Origin of the sequence: Longimicrobium sp. (assembly GCA_036377595.1) — a bacterium.
Lineage (GTDB): Bacteria > Gemmatimonadota > Gemmatimonadetes > Longimicrobiales > Longimicrobiaceae > Longimicrobium.
Window position 1 is genome coordinate 132,396 of sequence record DASUYB010000108.1, and the last position, 17,417, is coordinate 149,812.

21 protein-coding genes are annotated in these 17,417 nt (G+C 70.4%); 16 read left to right on the top strand and 5 right to left on the bottom strand.

All coding sequences use genetic code 11. The features are described from left to right. Nucleotides 1-55 precede the first annotated feature (55 nt). The 7 genes from VF092_19385 to VF092_19415 all read left to right on the top strand — a co-directional run bounded on the left by VF092_19385 (nt 56) and on the right by VF092_19415 (nt 6,165). Nucleotides 56-706: a hypothetical protein gene (locus tag VF092_19385; protein ID HEX6749468.1), complete on the top strand. Its 651-nt coding sequence runs from the start codon at nt 56-58 to the stop codon at nt 704-706. A 584-nt stretch (nt 707-1,290) separates the two neighbouring features. Then, nucleotides 1,291-1,641 carry a hypothetical protein gene (locus VF092_19390; protein HEX6749469.1) on the top strand — a complete coding sequence of 117 codons (351 nt, stop codon included), beginning with the start codon at nt 1,291-1,293 and terminating at the stop codon, nt 1,639-1,641. A gap of 136 nt (nt 1,642-1,777) precedes the next feature. Then, a complete protein-coding gene (locus tag VF092_19395) occupies nt 1,778-3,055 on the top strand; it encodes a hypothetical protein (protein ID HEX6749470.1) in 1,278 nt (425 codons plus the stop codon). A gap of 71 nt (nt 3,056-3,126) precedes the next feature. Continuing rightward, nucleotides 3,127-4,044: a metal ABC transporter substrate-binding protein gene (locus tag VF092_19400; GenBank protein HEX6749471.1), complete on the top strand. Its 918-nt coding sequence runs from the start codon at nt 3,127-3,129 to the stop codon at nt 4,042-4,044. Then, a complete protein-coding gene (locus VF092_19405; protein ID HEX6749472.1) occupies nt 4,041-4,814 on the top strand; it encodes a metal ABC transporter ATP-binding protein in 774 nt (257 codons plus the stop codon). The genes VF092_19400 and VF092_19405 overlap by 4 nt, the downstream gene beginning before the upstream one ends. Beyond that, a complete protein-coding gene (locus VF092_19410) occupies nt 4,807-5,634 on the top strand; it encodes a metal ABC transporter permease (GenBank protein ID HEX6749473.1) in 828 nt (275 codons plus the stop codon). Before VF092_19405 ends, VF092_19410 begins: the two co-directional genes overlap by 8 nt. Nucleotides 5,635-5,700: 66 nt before the next feature. Beyond that, on the top strand, nt 5,701-6,165 hold the full coding sequence (locus tag VF092_19415; protein ID HEX6749474.1) for a hypothetical protein: 465 nt from the start codon (nt 5,701-5,703) through the stop codon (nt 6,163-6,165). 374 nt (nt 6,166-6,539) lie between these two features. Here the strand turns inward: VF092_19415 and VF092_19420 are convergent, their stop codons facing one another. From VF092_19420 to VF092_19430, 3 genes are read right to left on the bottom strand one after another with little or no spacing between them, the layout of a single operon-like run. Next, the gene (locus VF092_19420) at nt 6,540-7,553 is read right to left on the bottom strand and encodes a hypothetical protein (GenBank protein HEX6749475.1); all 1,014 of its coding nucleotides are present in this window, start codon (nt 7,551-7,553) and stop codon (nt 6,540-6,542) included. A gap of 14 nt (nt 7,554-7,567) precedes the next feature. After that, entirely contained in the window at nt 7,568-8,893 is a 1,326-nt protein-coding gene (locus VF092_19425; GenBank protein ID HEX6749476.1) for a hypothetical protein, read from the bottom strand. 14 nt (nt 8,894-8,907) lie between these two features. Beyond that, nucleotides 8,908-9,504, bottom strand: coding sequence for a hypothetical protein (locus VF092_19430; protein ID HEX6749477.1), 597 nt, complete (start codon nt 9,502-9,504; stop codon nt 8,908-8,910). A gap of 529 nt (nt 9,505-10,033) precedes the next feature. Here VF092_19430 and VF092_19435 point away from each other — a divergent pair. Beyond that, nucleotides 10,034-10,843 (top strand): energy transducer TonB, encoded by an 810-nt coding sequence (locus VF092_19435; GenBank protein ID HEX6749478.1) that lies wholly within the window; start codon nt 10,034-10,036, stop codon nt 10,841-10,843. A 34-nt stretch (nt 10,844-10,877) separates the two neighbouring features. On the opposite strand, the gene VF092_19440 is transcribed toward VF092_19435, so the two are convergent. After that, nucleotides 10,878-11,294, bottom strand: coding sequence for a Fur family transcriptional regulator (locus tag VF092_19440; GenBank protein HEX6749479.1), 417 nt, complete (start codon nt 11,292-11,294; stop codon nt 10,878-10,880). 411 nt (nt 11,295-11,705) lie between these two features. On the opposite strand from VF092_19440, the gene VF092_19445 reads away from it, so the two are divergent. The 8 genes from VF092_19445 (at nt 11,706) to VF092_19480 (ending at nt 16,737) form a co-directional block, all read left to right on the top strand. After that, nucleotides 11,706-12,116: a 6-carboxytetrahydropterin synthase gene (locus VF092_19445; GenBank protein ID HEX6749480.1), complete on the top strand. Its 411-nt coding sequence runs from the start codon at nt 11,706-11,708 to the stop codon at nt 12,114-12,116. 1 nt (nt 12,117) lies between these two features. Further along, nucleotides 12,118-12,747, top strand: coding sequence for a GTP cyclohydrolase I FolE (gene folE / locus VF092_19450; protein ID HEX6749481.1), 630 nt, complete (start codon nt 12,118-12,120; stop codon nt 12,745-12,747). A gap of 333 nt (nt 12,748-13,080) precedes the next feature. Continuing rightward, nucleotides 13,081-13,860 (top strand): SDR family oxidoreductase, encoded by a 780-nt coding sequence (locus VF092_19455; GenBank protein HEX6749482.1) that lies wholly within the window; start codon nt 13,081-13,083, stop codon nt 13,858-13,860. An 11-nt stretch (nt 13,861-13,871) separates the two neighbouring features. Next, on the top strand, nt 13,872-14,252 hold the full coding sequence (gene queD / locus VF092_19460; GenBank protein HEX6749483.1) for a 6-carboxytetrahydropterin synthase QueD: 381 nt from the start codon (nt 13,872-13,874) through the stop codon (nt 14,250-14,252). 107 nt (nt 14,253-14,359) lie between these two features. After that, complete coding sequence (locus VF092_19465) at nt 14,360-15,034, top strand: Trm112 family protein (protein HEX6749484.1); 675 nt, start codon at nt 14,360-14,362, stop codon at nt 15,032-15,034. A gap of 147 nt (nt 15,035-15,181) precedes the next feature. Beyond that, a complete protein-coding gene (locus VF092_19470) occupies nt 15,182-15,658 on the top strand; it encodes a tetratricopeptide repeat protein (protein ID HEX6749485.1) in 477 nt (158 codons plus the stop codon). A gap of 29 nt (nt 15,659-15,687) precedes the next feature. Further along, complete coding sequence (gene cutA / locus VF092_19475) at nt 15,688-15,987, top strand: divalent-cation tolerance protein CutA (GenBank protein ID HEX6749486.1); 300 nt, start codon at nt 15,688-15,690, stop codon at nt 15,985-15,987. An 81-nt stretch (nt 15,988-16,068) separates the two neighbouring features. Next, complete coding sequence (locus VF092_19480) at nt 16,069-16,737, top strand: tetratricopeptide repeat protein (protein ID HEX6749487.1); 669 nt, start codon at nt 16,069-16,071, stop codon at nt 16,735-16,737. Nucleotides 16,738-16,888: 151 nt separating this feature from the next. Here VF092_19480 and VF092_19485 read toward each other — a convergent pair whose 3' ends face one another. Next, on the bottom strand, nt 16,889-17,368 hold the full coding sequence (locus VF092_19485) for a hypothetical protein (GenBank protein HEX6749488.1): 480 nt from the start codon (nt 17,366-17,368) through the stop codon (nt 16,889-16,891). Between the last annotated feature and the right edge of the window lie 49 nt (nt 17,369-17,417).

Genomic DNA, 17,417 nt, shown 5'->3' on the forward strand with positions numbered 1-17,417 from the left:
GAATGGGCATTCTGACGAGAGGCGAGTACCGCGGATTTCGCGGCGGACCTTTGTCATGACATCCGTGGCGGCCGGCGTAGCTTATCTTTTAGAAGAGCGCGTGGGTACCTCCGGGTTCGACGGCTACTCGACAGCGGACGCAACAGCCGCCAGCGCCGTTCAATCGACTGTCGCCGAGAAACCTGGCCAAAGCGATTGTGATGGGATTTGCCCGTACCGACCCTATCTTGTCGTGCCGGCCTCCTTTCACGACAAGGGCGACCGGCCAACTACGCAGACTCCAGTGCTAGGCCCTGATTCTCCGAGTGTGTTTTTTGAGATGTATTCCCCTTCGGGTGAGGGGGGGGAACGTGTACAGCATCCACAAATCGGTGGGGAATACACCATCGTGGTGCGTATCGAGAATCAGGGAAACGCACCTGCAGTTGGCCTTTGCGTTGATTACCTCGAATGGACGAGAACAGAAGGATCGATTCACGTCTATACGTTCTCTCCCGGCCTCATTACGCGTGGCGGCAGCATCATGGATGATTCATCCGTGGAGATCCGATCACCAAAGTGGATCCCGAAAGGTCATGATGGCGCCGTGAATGGAGATGTCATAGTGCGCGCTTTTGACGTGTTCGACCCATATTTGGACACTGGATACAAGCTGTACGTCACAAATGATCGTCATCTTGCGCACCGGAGTTTCACTGCCGCTTGAGGACCTTCTTTGTTTTGCAATGTTGGCGGCGACGCTCACACAGCCCGTCGGAGGCCATTTATAGCCCATTGCCTCCGCACACCTGCATATCGGCATCTGGTTAGTGGGCGTGGCCTCGGCGCGGCATTCGTCGCGGGGCTCGGCGCCTGGCTCAGGCTCACGGACGCGAGCTCCACCGTACCCTTCCCCTGCCGGGATCTGAAGTCGACGTTGCGTTCAACGGGCTAGCGGAGGCTTACGCGGCTGCCTTCCGAGAGCCGACGCGGAAACACTCAATGAGCGGCTCGACAGCCGTGATGACGATTGGGGTAAGAGCAAGCGCGAGCGGGAGCTCATCCTCCGTCTACACGCCACGAAAGAAGACATCCCCGGCAGTGGCATCGTACTGGATGCAACCCAGCCGCTGGTCAGCGTCGTGGACGAGATCCTCAGCCATGTCCGGGCCTGACGTTTCTCCCTGGAGCCGATCGGGGCGCGAAGGGTGACGAATCCTCACGCGTGAGAACCAGCCCTGTCCGGGCCCGCGCCGTGCGTGTATTCTGTACCCGGAACCTGACACAGCTACAGGGGGTACGCGGCGCACCATGAGCCCGTCCGGAGCCCACACCCGCATTCGCCGCGCGGCGCTGCTGCTAGTGGCGGCGCTGCACCTGCTCGGCATTGCCGCCGGGCCGGCGCTGCACGGGTGGCTGCGCGCGGACCCGCACCTTCCCGGCTGGTCGGCACAGCGGCAGGAGGCCACTCTCCCGGCGCACGACGAGCTGGCGTGCGTGATCTGCCAGGCGTCGGAAGGCCGCGCGCTGACGGAGCCCGCCGCGCTCACGCCGTTCGCCGACGCGCAGTCCGTCGGGCCGTCCACCTCCGCGCCCTCCCTCCACCCCGCGCCGGCGCGCATCCGCGTCCAGGCGCGCGCCCCGCCCGTCTCCCTCGTCTGACAAAAAGATTCGCGGCCGTGGTACGGGCCGCGGCATCCAGCCTCCGCGTCGCAATTACCGACGCGGGGCGGACGAGTGCATGCGCCGCCGGACCGGCCGGCGGTGCCCCGAACGAGACATCGTACCCGAGAGCTACATGCGCAGAATCATCTGCCTTTCCGTGTTCCTGCTGGGCGCCGCGGGGAGCGCGGCCGCGCAGCGCGACACCATTCCCGTGCGCCGCGACACCACCGCGGCCGACAGCGCCGCCGCCGACTCGGCCGCCATCGTCCGTGAGCTGGAGGGGATGAACGCGGCCGCGCCCGACACCACGCCGCAGGGGCAGCAGGCCGGCGGAGGTGCGCCCCAGCGGCTCCTCCCCGACATCTCCGTGGTCGGTGACTTCGTGGGCGACCTGTCGCCCGAGGGAAGCACCCAGGAGGGCGGCCGCCGCCTCGGCGTGCGCGAGGTCGAGGTCGCCGCGCAGGCCGCCGTCGATCCCTACTTCCGCGGCGACGTGTTCCTGGGGTTCAGCGACGAGGAGGGCGTCTCCATCGAGCAGGCGTACCTGACCACGACCAGCCTCCCCTGGGGGCTGGAGGCGCGGCTCGGGCGCTTCCTGATGCCCTTCGGCAAGCAGAACACCACGCATCGCCACGATCTCCACACCATCGAGTATCCCTGGGTGATCCAGACCTTCCTGGGCGCCGAGGGGCTGAAGGGGACGGGCGTGTACGGGAGCAAGGTCTTCGCCCCCTTCGGCTTCTACCAGGAGCTGCAGGTGACGGCGGTGGACGGGCTGGGCGAGCCGGTGGAGGGGCTGGCGACCTCCGAGCCCGTCAACAAGACGCTGGGGGGACTGGGCTACTCCGCGCGGCTGCGCAACTACGTCGACCTCTCCCAGGCGTCGAACTTCGAGCTGAGCTTCAGCGCGATGACAGGGAAGCTGGCGCGTCCGGTCGACGTCCCCGAATCCGCCGAGGTGAACGCCGTCGCCACGCGGCAGACGACTATCGCGGCCGACCTGACCTACCGCTGGCGGCCGCTGCAGCAGGGGCTCTACCGCTCGCTGATCCTGCAGGGCGAGGTGATGCACCAGATCAACCACGACCCCGGCGCCGACGTTCGGCTCCCCGACGGCACGACCGTGGCGTTCCTGGGGCCCCGGCGCAGCTTCACCGGCGCCTACGTGTTCGGGAGATACCAGATCCTGCAGCGCACCTTCCTGGGCGCGCGCTTCGACTGGGTGCAGGACCCGGCGAGCGACGGCGACGAGCTGACGGCGGGATCGGGCTACCTGGAGTTCTTCCCCAGCGAGTTCAGCAAGCTGAGCGCGGCGTACGAGCGCCTGACGCCACCGATTGGCGACGCGGTGAACCGAATCCTGCTGCAGGCTACCTTCGCGCTCGGCCCGCACAAGCCGCATCCGTTCTGAGAGTGCCCAGTGCCCAGTGCCCAGTGACTGGTGCTGAACGATAAGGATCTCACGAGAGGAGAGAGGGATAGATGACGATGACGAGGAAGACCGCCGCGATCGTCGCCGGGCTGGCGCTGCTGGCCGGGCCCGCCGCGGCGCAGCGGCAGCTGAAGGTGGTGACGAGCACCACCGATCTCGCCGACCTGGCCAGCGAGGTGTGCGGCAACCGCTGCCAGGTGGTGCACATCAGCGAGGGCTACCAGGATCCCCACTTCGTGGAGGCCAAGCCCAGCTTCATCCTGCAGCTGCGCAACGCCGACGTGTTCGCGTTCGTGGGGCTGGACCTGGAGATCGGGTGGATGCCGCTGCTGGTGCAGGGCGCGCGCAACCCCAGGATCCAGCAGGGCGGCAGCGGCTACGTCGACGCCTCGCGGGTGATCCGCGTGCTCGACCGCCCCACCGGGAACGTGGACCGCAGCCAGGGCGACGTGCACCCGGCGGGGAATCCGCACTACTGGCTGGACCCCGAGAACGGCCGCCGCATCGCGCGGATGTTCCGCGACAAGTTCAGCCAGCTCGCGCCCGGCGACGCGCAGACCTTCGCCGGCAACTACGCGGCGTTCGAGGCGCGGCTGAACGCGGCCGAGCGCGCCTGGCAGCCGCAGATCGCGCAGATCCGCGGCAAGCCCGTGGTGGCCTGGCACACCAGCTGGCGCTACTTCGCGGAGTACAACGGGATGAACATCGTGGGCTTCATGGAGCCCAAGCCCGGCGTCCCGCCGTCGCCCTCGCACCTCGCCGGGCTGATCGCCACCATGCGGCGCACGGGGGCCAAGGTGATCGTGATGGAGCCGTACTACGACCGGCGCACGGCCGACTTCGTGGCGCAGCGGACGGGCGCGCGGGTGCTGGTGCTGCCGCCGTCGGTGGGCGGCGTCCGCTCGATCACCGACTACATCCAGCTGATGCAGTACGACGTGAACCAGCTGGCCGCGGCGGTGCGATGACCGACCTGGTGCGCTTCGACGGCGTGGCGCTGGGCTACGGGCGCCGCACCATCCTCTCCGGCCTGAGCTTCGCCGTCCACGAGGGCGACTTCCTCGGTCTCGTGGGGCCCAACGGGGCGGGGAAGACCACCGTGCTGCGGGCCATCCTCGGCACGCTGGCGCCGCAGTCGGGAACGCTGACGCGATCGGACTCGCTGCGCTTCGGCTACGTGCCGCAGCGCGACCAGGTGGACTACAACTTCCCCCTGCGGGTGCTGGACGTGGTGCTGATGGGGCGCTACGACCGCATCGGCCTGGGCCGCCGCCCCGGCCGCGACGACCGCGCGCGGGCCATGGCCGCGCTCGAGCACGTGGGGATCGCCGATCTCGCCAGTCGCCCGCTGAAGGACCTCTCCGGCGGGCAGAAGCAGCGCACGCTCATCGCCCGGGCGCTGGTGGGCGAGCCCAACGTGCTGGTGCTCGACGAGCCGACCAACGGGATGGACCTGGTCTCGACCACGCAGATCCTCGGCCTCGTGCGCGAGCTGCACGAGCGCGACGGGCTGACGGTGATCATGGTGAGCCACGCGCTGAACGAGGTGGCCAACTACGTCGACCGCATCGCGCTGGTGGTGGGCGGGGGGTTCCGCATCGGCACGGTGGACGAGATCATGACCGAGCCGGTGCTGAGCGAGATGTACGGCATCCCCGTGGAGGTCGACTCGCACGAGGGGCACCGCATCGTGCTGGCGCGGCGCTTCGCCCCGGGGCAGGAGGCGCGCCGTGCTTGACGCCGTCCTCCTCTTCCGCGAGGCGCTCTACGGCGCGCTGGTGATCGCGCTGGCCTGCTCGGTGCTGGGCGTGTACGTGGTGCTGCGGCGCATCGTCTTCGTCGGTGCCGCGCTGGCGCAGCTCTCCTCGGCGGGGATCGCGCTCTCGCTCTTCCTGTCGGGGATCGGGGTGGCCGCCTCGCTCACCAGCCATCCCGTGCCGATGGCGCTGCTGGTGACGCTGGCCGGCGCGCTCTTCTTCGGCGTGGAGGGCGGCGGCCGCGGCCCGGTGCCGCCCGACGCGACCATCGGCGTGGCCTACGCCGTGGCCGCCGCGGCGGGGATCCTCCTCGTGGCCAAGGCGGTGACGGGCGAGGCGCACGACATCTTCCTGCAGGGCAACATCCTCAGCATCACGCGCAGCGACACGCTGGTGCTGCTGGCGGTGTCCATCCCCGTGCTGCTGGTCCATCTCCTCTTCTACAAGGAGTTCCTGTTCGTCTCGTTCGACCGCGAGACGGCGCGCACGCTGGGCTACCGCGTGGGCGGGTGGAACCTGCTGCTGTACGGCACGCTGGGGCTGGTGATCGCCTTCGCCATGCAGTTCGCGGGGGTGATGCTGGTGTTCAACTTCCTCGTCCTCCCGGCGGTGACGGGGCTGCTGCTGGCGCGGGGGATGGCGGGGGTGTTCGCGTGGTCGGTGGCGTCCGCCGTGCTCGCGGCGGTGATCGGATTCACCCTGTCGGTGCCGTACGACCTGCCGACGGGCCCGGCCATCATCTGCGTCTCGGGCATCCTCGCGCTGCTGGCGTGGGCGCTGCGGGCGCTCCGGCGCGGTTGATCGGGACCGGAGACGACGCGAGATTCATCCCCCGACCACCCGAGATCGCAACGAGACGTTGAACCGATGACGAGGACCCGAATCTCCATCTTCACCCGCACGCTGGCCGCGGTGGCGCTGTGCGTCGTGGCCGCCGCGGGGTGCGAGGACCTGGGCACCGGCGAGCCGCACCAGCGCGGGCAGTACCAGGTGCTGATCACCGACGAGGCCACCGGCCTGGCGTACGCGCAGGTGTTCGCCGACGGCTCGGTGCAGGGCGGCATCACGCTGGCGGCGGGGACGCAGAAGCATCTCGTCCTGCGCCTGCTGACCTCCACCAACACCGCCGTCGGCATCGGCCCCGGCGACGAGATCCGCATCAACCTGACGAACACCGTGGTCGCCAGCTTCCACGTCGACAGCCAGCAGGGGGGCGTGATCCACGGCACCCTCACCGGCGGCAGCGCGGGGGCCACGACGCTGCGGTTGCAGTACATCCAGGCCGGCTTCACCGAGTACGAATCGCCCGCCGTGAACGTCACCGTGACGTGAGGCGGCTCTCCACCCGAGAACGAAGCGAGGCCCCGATCCGCGGCGCGGATCGGGGCCGATTTACCGTGTATTCCCATGTTCCTGAACTGAAGGAATCTCACACGGAGGGAACGGAGGTAACGGAGGAACTGAACGCGGATCGGAGTTCCTCCGTTACCTCCGTTTCCTCCGTGTGATACGAAATCCGGGAATTTGGTTGATGCACCCGAAGTGATCCCACACTGACGTCATCCTGAGGCCGGCCAGACTGTAATCAGCGTCTGCGCAAGCGTTTGCAGGCCGAAGGATCTATCATCGCGGCAGCACGAGATTCGGGTGGACGCACCAATACTTCACCCGGACTTGGTATGAGTCATTTCTTCTGGGAGATGGCGTCACTTCATCAGCGCCACGTTGCGCCAGAGGTTCTGCAGGCTCTCGGTGCCGCCGAAGAGGGTGGTGAAGTTGGTCGAGTCCAGCAGCAGGATGTCGCCGGCGCGCCGTTCGCCGGGCGGAAGCCAGAGCAGGCAGTTGAACTCGCTGTTTCCGGCCGCGGTGAACGGGTGCGGGCGCGACGGGTCGATGCGCTGGCGCGCCAGCACCTGCACGGCGGAGCCGCCGTCGCCCACCAGCGCGTAGTGGGGGAGGTGCGGGTGGAAGTTGAAGGTGGTGACGTTGGTGAGCAGCCCCCTGGCGTCGAGGTCGGGGAACGCCGTGAGCGGCGCGATCTCGCTGGTGCCGCCCACCACCGCCGGGCGGAGGCCGTACTGGTTCTGGACCGGCACCCCGAGCCCGCGCATCAGCGAGCGCGTGTACTGGCTGAACCGCTGCTGCCGGGGGACCAGCGGGTCGCCGTGGTGGCGATACTCGACCTGGCGCTGCTCCATGTCTTCGGTGAAGCCCACGTCGTGGTGGGGGCCCAGGATCAGGCAGGTCCCCTCGCGCCGCAGCCATTCGCGAATCGCCTCGAGCTCCCCCTGGGCCGCCTCCTGCTCGGCCAGCAGGTGGTCGAGGCCGAACACCATCAGCGTGTCGGTGTCGGCCAGCACGCGCTCGTCGATGGGGCAGGGGAATCCGGCCTGGTCGATGCGCTGGTACACGGCCACGGGCTGGCCGGTGGCCTCGCCTACCAGGTGCTGGAAGGCGAGCGTGGAGCGGTGGAAGAGCTCCAGCGTTCCCGCGATCCCCTGGAGGAACCGGGCCGCGGCGTACTCTTCCGTCTCGTATTCGGGCCACGAGACGTTGCGCACCTCGGTCATCGTCGAGAAGCGGTTCTCCATCGCCGCCGGGTCGCGGTTGGCCTCCCACGGATAGCTCCACGTCCAGTAGATGCTCACGCGCCGCCGCCCGGGCGTGTACCTGCGCGGGAGGTGGAGCTGGTTGTAGGTGCGGGCCGTCACAGCGCTCATCGGTGTCCTCGTCTTCAGCGCGCGGGCCCGGGCGACGCCAGCCAGCGCAGCGCCCCGAGGCCGGGGAGGAAGAAGTACGCACCGCCGCGGACGGTGGTGAACGCCGGCAGCCCGGTCACCTTCTGCCGGATCGGCCGCCTGGGGATGGTGAAGTCGAGCGTGCCGTCCTGCGTGCCGATGATCGGGTCGCGCTCGTTCTCCAGCCCCTGGAAGCTCCGGTCGTTCACCCACACGTTCTGCGCGAACTCGAACTGGCGGACCAGGCTGGCGCAGAGCACGAACGCGGCGATCCCGCGCTCCCGGCCGTCGTCCGGCGCGTCCTCGGCCAGCGGCGGGCCGTAGGTGGCCCCGCGGCGGATCATCCGCCGGCGGTTCAGGTTCACCCCGGTGTCGCGCGGGTTCATGCGCCGGATGTGCGAGCCGAGCGGCACCGCGTAGCCGTGCGGGTCCATCTCCTTGAAGTTGAAGTCGTTGTTCCGCTGCATGTCGCCGCCCAGCGCGGCGTCGTCGCGGTCGGGGCAGAGCGCCAGGGGCGCGCCGCTCCTCCAGCGGCCCATGAGCTTGGCAGCCGCCAGCTCCTGCTCGTCGCGCGTCTCGCCCCGCGAGCGGAGGAACTCGCGGAAGGCGCCCACGTGCTCCTGCAGCCGCCGGTAGGCCATGTAGCTGCCGTTGCGCGACAGGATCTCCGGCCGCGGCAGGCCGGCCGGCGGGCCGTCCTCGTCCGCGTATCCCAGGATGAACTCGCCCGCCTTCAGCGCGGGGCCCGAGCCGGGCGTGGGCGCCTGGCCCGAGCCCTCGATGCAGGGCTGGGTGATGCGGTCGCGGTAGCCGAAGTGGTCGCGCGCCTGGTCGAACGGCGGCGTGGCCTCCAGGTCCAGCGCCGAAAGCAGCTCCACCCCGGGGCAGCGCGCGAGCAGGGCCGCGTGCTCGCCCCGGCAGCGCTCGCGCTCGGCGTCGTCGCGGGCGAAGAGAATGGCGATGGCGTGAAGGCCGGGCCCGGCCAGGCCGCCCACCCAGTGGTCGGGGTGGTTCGCGCCGGTGTCGCCCAGCACCTCGCTGCGCGCCGCCATCCCCTCCCGGAACTCCGCGGGGAACGACGCCAGCGCCGCTTCGTCCACGCCCATCGCGCGGAGCCCGTTCCAGGTGAAGGCCACGGTCACCCACCGCGCCTCCCCCTCCATCGCCTCCACCGCCTCGCGCGCGGACTGCACCCGGTCGAGGATGGTCGACAGCCAGGCCCGGGCGCCGGCCGGGTCGCGGAAGGTCAGGAACTCGTAGCGCCCGGTGAGCGCGGGGACGCGCGTCAGCAGGATGTGCTGGATGTCGTCGAGCTCGAGCATGCGGCGCCGGGCTCCTACTGCATCTGGTCGAGCATGGTGGAGAAGGCTGCCTTCACCCGCAGCGCCTCCTTGATCTCGCGGGCGCTCACGTACGGGTACTCGCCGTATTCCAGGAAGCTCGGGCGCTGGTGCCGGCGGACGAACTCCACGAAGGAGGCCGGGTTGGTCTTCCAGTCGGCCGGGAAGTCCTGGAGGTTCTCGAACACGGTGTCCACGCCGTACTTCGTGAACAGCGCCACGGCGTCCTCGGTGTACTTGTCGAAATCCGTGTCGAAGATCCCCTGGTACATGAAGTAGGTCCTGCCGTCGAGGTCGAAGAGCACCCAGCGGAGATAGTGGAGCTCGAGCACCTCGAGCGCGTCGGGGTCGGCGGCCACCGCCTCTTCGATCGTCTTGCCGTATCCGCGGATGACGTCCTCGCGTCCCGGGACGATCGGGGCGATGATCGTGAACCCGTGGCAGGCGGGTGTCTTCGGGAAGATCGGACCGAAGCGCCCCCGCTCCACCTGGTCGGGGAAATACCCGTCCCTGGGGATGGCCATGGCGGCGGGATGCGTCCAGTCTTCGTGCGATGCGGTGGCGGGCAGCTCGTGCGTTGCGGTCGCGGACATGCCGGTTTCCCCCGGGTGGACGGGATCGCGCGCGCCGGACCCGCGCGCCGTGGGACAAGAAGGTACCGGGCGATCCGGGGCGGGCTTGGACGGCCTTGCCCCTGCCGGCGAGCGCCGCGGCGCGTGGGGCGGCTCTCGGAACGATGAAGACGAAGCGAGGCCCCGGTCCGGCATGGATCAGGGCCTCGCTGCGTCGCACCCGCTCGTGCGGTGGCAAGCGTGATGCGTGGAGGATCGAGTGGGATGCCCGGCGGGCGAGGCTCGGCCGGGCACAGCGTGATGAGAGGAGGGATGGACCGCCCTCCGGACCCGGACTCGAGCCTGGAGAGACACAACCGGAACGGAACCCCGCGCGTGGAGGGATGGGATCGGATTGACGCTTCGTTTCCGGCCGGACGGATCGGCAGGTCCGCGGCGGCCAGCAGTACGGACCGGGTCACACGGGCAGGACAACCAGGGTGCGCGAGCACGGCATCCGCGCGCCGGGCTGTCCCGGAAACAGACGTCTCGCAGCGCGCGGGGGTGGGTCATGTTCGAGAAGGTCACGCAACAGCGCGCCGATCGGCGCGCGTTCCTCAGGCTGCACGGGTTTTCGGCGGCGGTGGCCGCGCACGCGGCGTGCGCGCTCGGCATCACCACCCTCTCCCTCGCGGCGCCGGCGGCGGAGCAGACGGTGGAGACGGCCACGTACCTCCTCCTGCAGGCGCCCGTCACCCTCCCGGTCCCCCCGATCGCGTCGGCGAACGGGGCCAGACGCACCGCCACGCCGCGGCCGCGCGGGCGTCGGGACGCGCCGCAGCAGCCGGCGGACGCGGCGCGGGAGATGGCCGAGCGCCTCGTGCAACGCCTGGAACGCGCGCTCCCCGCGCCCAGCGTGACCGTGGACGCGCTCCCGCCGCCCGGGCCGGAGCTCGATGCCTCGCTGCTGCGCGGGCTGGGCGAGGTGGGAGCGAAGGAGATGGCGGGGGAGGCGGTGGCCGGCGGGTTCGCGTCGGAGGACGATGGCGGCGGGGCGCCGCTGGTGAACAGCGAGGTGCTCGCGAACCCGCCGCAGATCGTCAACCGCAACACGGTCGCCCGGGTGATGGGCGAGGACTATCCCGGCTGGCTGATGGACCGTGGGGTCGAGGGGCAGGTGGTGGTGGCGTTCATCATCGGGGTCGACGGCCGCGCGGAGATGAACCATGTGCAGGTGCTCTCCGCCAGCCACCGCGACTTCATCCCCGCGGCCATGCGCGGGCTGCGGCGGATGCGCTTCCGCCCCGCGGAGCTCGACGGACGGCGCGTGCGGGTGCGCGTGAGCCTGCCGCTGGTGTGGCTGCTCCCAGGCGCCCGCTGAGCGCGTCGCGCGACGGTCGGACCAGAGGTGCGGATCACGTTTGCCGACATTCCACGCAGCTGCCGTGGAAGACCAGGCGGTGGTCGGCGACGACGAAACCGTACCGTCGTTCCAGGATCGTGAACACCGACGAGGGGACGCCGCAGACGGGGACGGTGAACATCCGGCCGCACGCGTCGCAGTGCAGGTGATGGGTGTGCGCGCCGTCCAGCAACTCGTAGCGCTCGCCGCCGGGGCCGCCGTCCACCTGCCGGGCGAGGCCCAGATCCACAAGCCAGTGCATGGCGCGGTAGACGGTGACGAGGTCCACCGCCCCCGCGGCGGCGTGCAGCTCGCGCACGCAGGCGGGCCCCTCGGCCGCTACCAGCGATTCGATCACGGCGCGGCGCGGGCGCGTCAGGCGGTGCCCGCGGCGGGCGATGCACTCGAGGATCTCGTTCAGCGAACGCATGAGGAATAGTCGGTGGCGGAGGGTCCCAACTCGGGCGGTGCGATCAAGACGGCGAGCGACGCACGGCAACAGAGAGACAATATAATTGCGATTCGCCGTACGTCTACCCTGTTCATCAACTGCGGTGGCATCAACGGGGCGGTGGGAGCGTTGCTTGACCGCTTCGGGAGCGCCGGGTAGATTCGTCGCCGTCGGAAAGGGCGGGGAGCTCCATTTTTGAGCCAACGCCTTTGAAGCCGGGGGCTTTCATTCTCGGCCCACGCCACGCCCTGCACGGGAAGGCGGAAGCCGGGGAGGGGCCACCCACCCGTGTTCGCACGAGGCTTCAAAAATCCTCCCCGTCGTTTCCGCGCCAGGCCGGCCCCGCTCAGACCGGGGCCGGCCTTTTCTCACGAATGACCGGAGGGCCGCTTGCCGACCGTACGCGTGACCCGGCGCATGCACTTCAACGCCGCGCACCGCCTGCACAACCCTGCGCTGAGCGACGAGGAGAACCGCCGCATCTACGGGCCGTGCAACCACCCCAACTGGCACGGGCACAACTACGAGCTCGACATCACCGTCGAGGGCGAGCCCGACCCGCGCACGGGGTATCTCGTCGACCTCGGACAGGTGCGCGACGTGGCGGAAGAGGTGCTGCGCGATGTCGATCACCGGAACCTGAACCTCGACGTCCCCTGGCTCGAGGGCGTCATCCCGTCGACCGAGAACCTGGTGGTGGCGCTGTGGCAGCAGCTGGCGCCGCGGATCCCGCGCGGGCGGCTGGCGCGGCTGGTGCTGTACGAGACGCCCCGCAACTGGGCGGAGTACGAGGGAGAGTGAGATGAGCGAGCTGAAGCTGCGCGACCGGCTGGCCGGCCTCGACTACGACGACGAGGACGAGGCCGCGCGCGAGTACCGCGAGCTGGTGCGCCGCCAGCTGCTGGCGCTGGGCGAGGACCCCGACCGCGACGGGCTGCGCCGCACGCCCGAGCGGGTGGAGAAGGCCATGCGCTGGCTCACCCGCGGCTACGACATGTCGGTCGACGACGTGATCCGCGGCGCCGTCTTCGACGAGAACCACCACAACATGGTCATCGTCAAGGACATCGAGATGTACTCGCTGTGCGAGCACCACCTCCTCCCCTTCTTCGGCAAGGTCCACATCGCCTACATCCCCAACGGCCACATCGTGGGGCTGAGCAAGCTGCCGCGGGTGGTGGAGGTGTTCGCGCGGCGGCTGCAGGTGCAGGAGCGGATGACCGAGCAGATCGCGCACGCCATCCAGGAGGTGCTGGAGCCCGCGGGCGTGGGCGTGGTGGTGGAGGCGGTGCACCTGTGCATGATGATGCGCGGGGTGGAGAAGCAGAACTCCAAGACCATCACCAGCGCCATGAAGGGCGTGTTCCTGGAGGACATGCGCACCCGCGACGAGTTCCTGCGCCTGGTCCATGCCGGCGGCGTGGCAATCTGAGGGGACAGGGGACAGGGGATAGGGGACAGACGGCGGGGACGCCATCGATGTAGTCGCCCGGCATCAGCGCGGCCGCCGGCGCGGAGGCCCCCCACCCCGCGCTGCGCGCGACCCTCCCCCCAAAACCGACTGGGGGGAGGGTGATTCGTCGGGGAGGCTCCCCGCGCCTGTGCGCAGTTCCCCCTCCCCCAGTCGGTTTTGGGGGAAGGGGTGGCGAGCGCAGCGAGCCGGGGGAGGGGGCCCGCAGTCGCGCCGTCCGTGCGGCGCGACTATCTTTTGCGCCCCCGCCGGGAGATGGCGGTGCGGTCGGACGGTCCGGTTCAGGGGTGGGCGATGACGGATCACGAGGAGATGATCGGCGGCGAGCCCGCGCCGAACGGGGGCGGCCCCGCGGCGCAGGCGGGCGAGCTGGCCGGGAAGACGGTGGTGGTCACCGGCGCCTCGCGCGGGATCGGGCTGGAGGTGGCGCGCGGGATGGTGCGCGCCGGCGCCTGGGTGGGGATGGTGGCGCGGGGGCACGACACGCTCCTGCGCGCGGCGGCCGAGGCCGGCGGCCACGCCATCCCCGGCGACGTGGGCGAACCGGCGGGCGTCCACGCCGTGGCCACCTACGTCACCGAGCTGCTGGGCGACGCGCCCGACGTGCTGGTGAGCTGCGCGGGCGCCTTCTCGCTGGCCCCGCTGGCGGAGACCGATCCGGCCGACTTCGAGCGGCAGGTCGCGGTGAACCTGCGCGGGCCCTTCCTGCTCATCCGCGCCTTCCTCCCGCTGATGCTGCGCCGCCGCTCGGGGCACCTGATCCACCTGGGCTCGGTGGCCGGACGTGTGGCCTTCCCCGAGAACGGGGCGTACGCCGCGTCGAAGTTCGGGCTGCGCGGGATGCACGAGGTGCTGCTGCAGGAGATCCGCGGCACCGGCGTCCGCGCCACCCTGGTGGAGCCCGCGGCGACGGACACGGCGCTGTGGGACGCCATCGACATGCAGGCGAAGCCCGGGCTGCCGCCGCGCGAGTCGATGCTGCGCGCCGAAGACGTGGCGCGCGTGGTGCTGTTCGCCGCGGGGCAGCCGCGGCACGTGCAGATTCCCACCATCGCGGTCGAGTCCGCGGGGTAGATACAGGCCGGATGTTCCTGCTGAACGTGAGGGCGCACTACGACGCCGCGCACTTCCTGCGCAACTACCACGGCAAGTGCGAGAAGCTGCACGGCCACCGCTACGAGGTGGAGGCCGGGCTGGCGTTCGACGACGTGGGCGAGGGCGGCATGGCCTACGACTTCGGCGAGGCCAAGCGCCACCTGCGCGCCGTCGCCGACCGCCTGGACCACGAGAACATCAACGACCTGCCGCCGTTCACCGAGATCGAGCCGAGCGCCGAGAACCAGGCGCGCTGGATCTTCGAGCAGCTGCGCGAGCTCCTCGGGTCTCACGCGGAACACCTCGTCTACGTCCGCGTGTGGGAGACGCCGAACCAGTACGCCCAGTATTCGCTCAAGCCGACCTGGTGATCGGGCCTCACGCGGAGACGCGGAGACGCGGAGAACCGAAGGCGGCACTGAGTTCTCCGCGACTCCGCGTCTCCGCGTGAGATCATTGGAGACCTGGAGATGGACGGATGTATCTCCTGCTGACGGACATCCTCGCGTGCCCACGCTGCGGGCCGGAGTTCGGGCTGGTGCTGCTGGCCGACCGCATCGCCGAGCGGCGGGTGATGGAGGGACGGCTCGGCTGCCCGAACTGCCGCGAGCAGTATCCCATCCATCACGGCGTGCTGGACGTACGTACGTCGATGGACGCGGCCGCCGGCGCGGAATCCCCATCTCCCGAAAACGCGGTGGGGGACGACGAGGCCGCGGCGGTGCGGCTGGCGGCGCTCCTCGGCCTGGCCGACGCGCGGGGGACGGTGCTGATCGCCGGGCCGGGCGCCGCGCTGGCCGACGCCGTCTCCGCGCTGGTGGAGGAGGTGGAGGTCGTCGCCTTCACGCCCGATCTCCCTGTCGATGGAGAGGAACGCACGGGGGTGAGCCGGATCGTGGGCGGGGGACGGTTTCCCTTCCGCGACCGCACGCTGCGTGGCGTGGCCCTCACCGGCGGCGGGGACGAGGCGCGGCTGGCGGAGGCGCTGCGGGTGCTGCAGCCGGGCGCCCGCGTGGTCGTGGAGCACGCCGCGGAGGGGACGGCGGAGCGGCTGGAGGCGCTGGGCGCGCAGGTCATCCTGGACCAGGAAGGCACCGTCGTGGCGCGCGCCGTGGGCGAGCCGGTGCAGTTGCGGCTGAACGCCCTTCGCTGACCACTGTTTCGGTTGCGTAACGCGGGGGGATTCGGGTAAGTTGGATCCCACGGGCCGTGCCCGGCCGGCCCCAGGTTGGGCCCTTCCGCGCGCTCCCCAGGCGGCACTCCCGAGACGGTCCGCATCGGCATTTCGCACACGCGACGAATGTCCTGGTTCACCAAGCTGATCAACGGCCGCTCCGGGCCAGCGGCGAAGGACCCGGATTACTATGAGGAAGGGACCATCCTTCTCCGCGAGGAGAAGTACCACGAGGCGCTGACCTCCTTCCGGCTGGCGCTGCGCGAGAGCCCGAACGACACCGACGTGCTGCAGCAGATCGCGGTGACGTACACGCGCATCGGGATGACCGACGAGGCCACGCGCACCTACCGCCGGGTGCTGGAGCTGAAGCCGCACGCCAGCGGCGCCCACTACGGGCTGGCCTTCCTGATGCTGCAGCAGGGGAACACCGACGAGGCGGTGGCGCACCTGCGCACCTTCCTGGCCCGCCCGCCGCAGCACGCCGGCGCCCAGCGCCACGTGACGCACGCGCGCAAGACGCTGGCGGAGCTCACCGGCGAGGGCGAGGCCGAGGCCGACGAGCCCGCCCCCTCGTCGCCCGACCTGCGGCTGGACCTCTGAGCGAGATCGACGCGGTCCGCGTGGTGCTGATGACCGCGCCGGACGCGGCCGCCGCGCGGACCCTGGCCCGCGCGCTGGTGGACGAGCGGCTCATCGCCTGCGCCAACCTCGTTCCCGGGGTGACGTCGATCTACCGCTGGGAAGGGCGGGTGGAGGAGGCGGGCGAGGTGCTGGTGGTGATGAAGACGCGTGCGGCGCTGGTGCCGCGGCTGCTGGCGCGCGCGGCCGCGCTGCACCCCTACGAAGTGCCCGAGCTGCTGGCGCTGCCGGTGGACGACGGGCTCGCGGCGTACTGCCGCTGGGTGGCGGAGGAGACGGACGGCGCGTGACCCGCGGCGCCGCTTTGGAGTCGGATGGATGGTGGTGGCAGGACGGCGTGACGTGACCCCCCCGCGAAACCCGAGCGTGTGATGGCCCGCAAGACGCAGGAGCCGGAGAACCCCGAAGCGCAGGCCGCCGCCCCACAGGCGGCCGACGCGTCCTCGCCCGACGCCGGCAACGGCAAGCCCGCGCGCGCGCCCCGGCGCACGCGCGCCGCCGCCGCGGCCGACGCGGGCGCCGACCCGGCGGTCGCCGAGCGGCTGGAGCGCGCCGAGGCGCTGGCCGAGAGCGGGATGCACGCCGACGCCGCCGAGGCGTTCGCCGCGGTGGTGGCGCTGCGTCCCGACAGCGTGCGCGCGCTGCTGGGGGCGGGCACCGCGCTGGCCGCGCAGGGGAAGTACGAGGCGGCGGAGAAGGAGCTGCGGCGCGCCGAGAAGCTGGCGCCCGACGACGCGGCCGTGCACCTGCAGCTGGGCTCGGCGCTGCTCAAGCGCGGCAACTACCCCGCGGCCGCGGCTTCCCTCCGCCGTGCGGTGGAGCTGGACCCCGACGGCGGGCAGGCCTACCTGCTGCTGGGCGACGCGCTGAACCAGATGGCCGAGAGCGACGCGGCCATCGAGGTGCTGGAGGCGGCGGTGCGCATCCAGCCCGAGAGCAGCAAGGCCTACTACGCCATGGGCATCGCCTACGACCGCAAGGGCAACTTCGACCGCGCCGCCGAGATGTACCGGCTGAGCCGCGAGGTCGCGAGCCGCTGATCTATCCCATCCCCGAAAATCATCGCCCGTCCCCTGCATTCTCGCGGGGACGGGCGATCTTGTTTTCTCACGCAGAGTCAGCAGAGTCAGCAGTTGAACTGCAGTTCTCTGCTGACTCTGCTGACTCTGCGTGAGACATTCTGTTTCATAATCAGTCCTGCACGCGCGTGTAGGTGGCGATCGTGAGCTCGGGGGCGTCGGCGGGGGCGGTGAGGTAGCGGCGCGTCAGCCGGTCGCCGTCGACGGCCACCGTGCCGTTGCGCTGCCAGTCGCCGTCCAGGGTGTGGACGAAGTTGGTTTCGGGGAACTGTACGTCCTGGCTGAGCTCGCGGAAGAGACGCACGTCCAGGCTGTCGCCGCGCAGCCGGTACTCGCCCTCGGCGCGGTAGTGGTACGTCAGCACGTCGGCCGCGCGCCCGTAGCCGCCGTAGGAGTAGTAGTCGGCCTGGTAGCGGCTGCCGGGGCCGAAGGTGAGCTCCGCCCAGGCGTCCTGCGGGCCCGTGCCCGGGTCGTGGAAGTGCTCGTCGGCGCGCCAGGTGCCCTGCAGCGCCTGCTCGCTCACGGTCAGGCTCTGCTCGCAGGCGGCCAGCGCCAGCACGGCGGCGGCGAGGGCGAGGATGCGGGTCTTCATCGTGTGTTCGGTGGGGATCAGACGTGGGGATGACGGGGGTCGTGCGTCA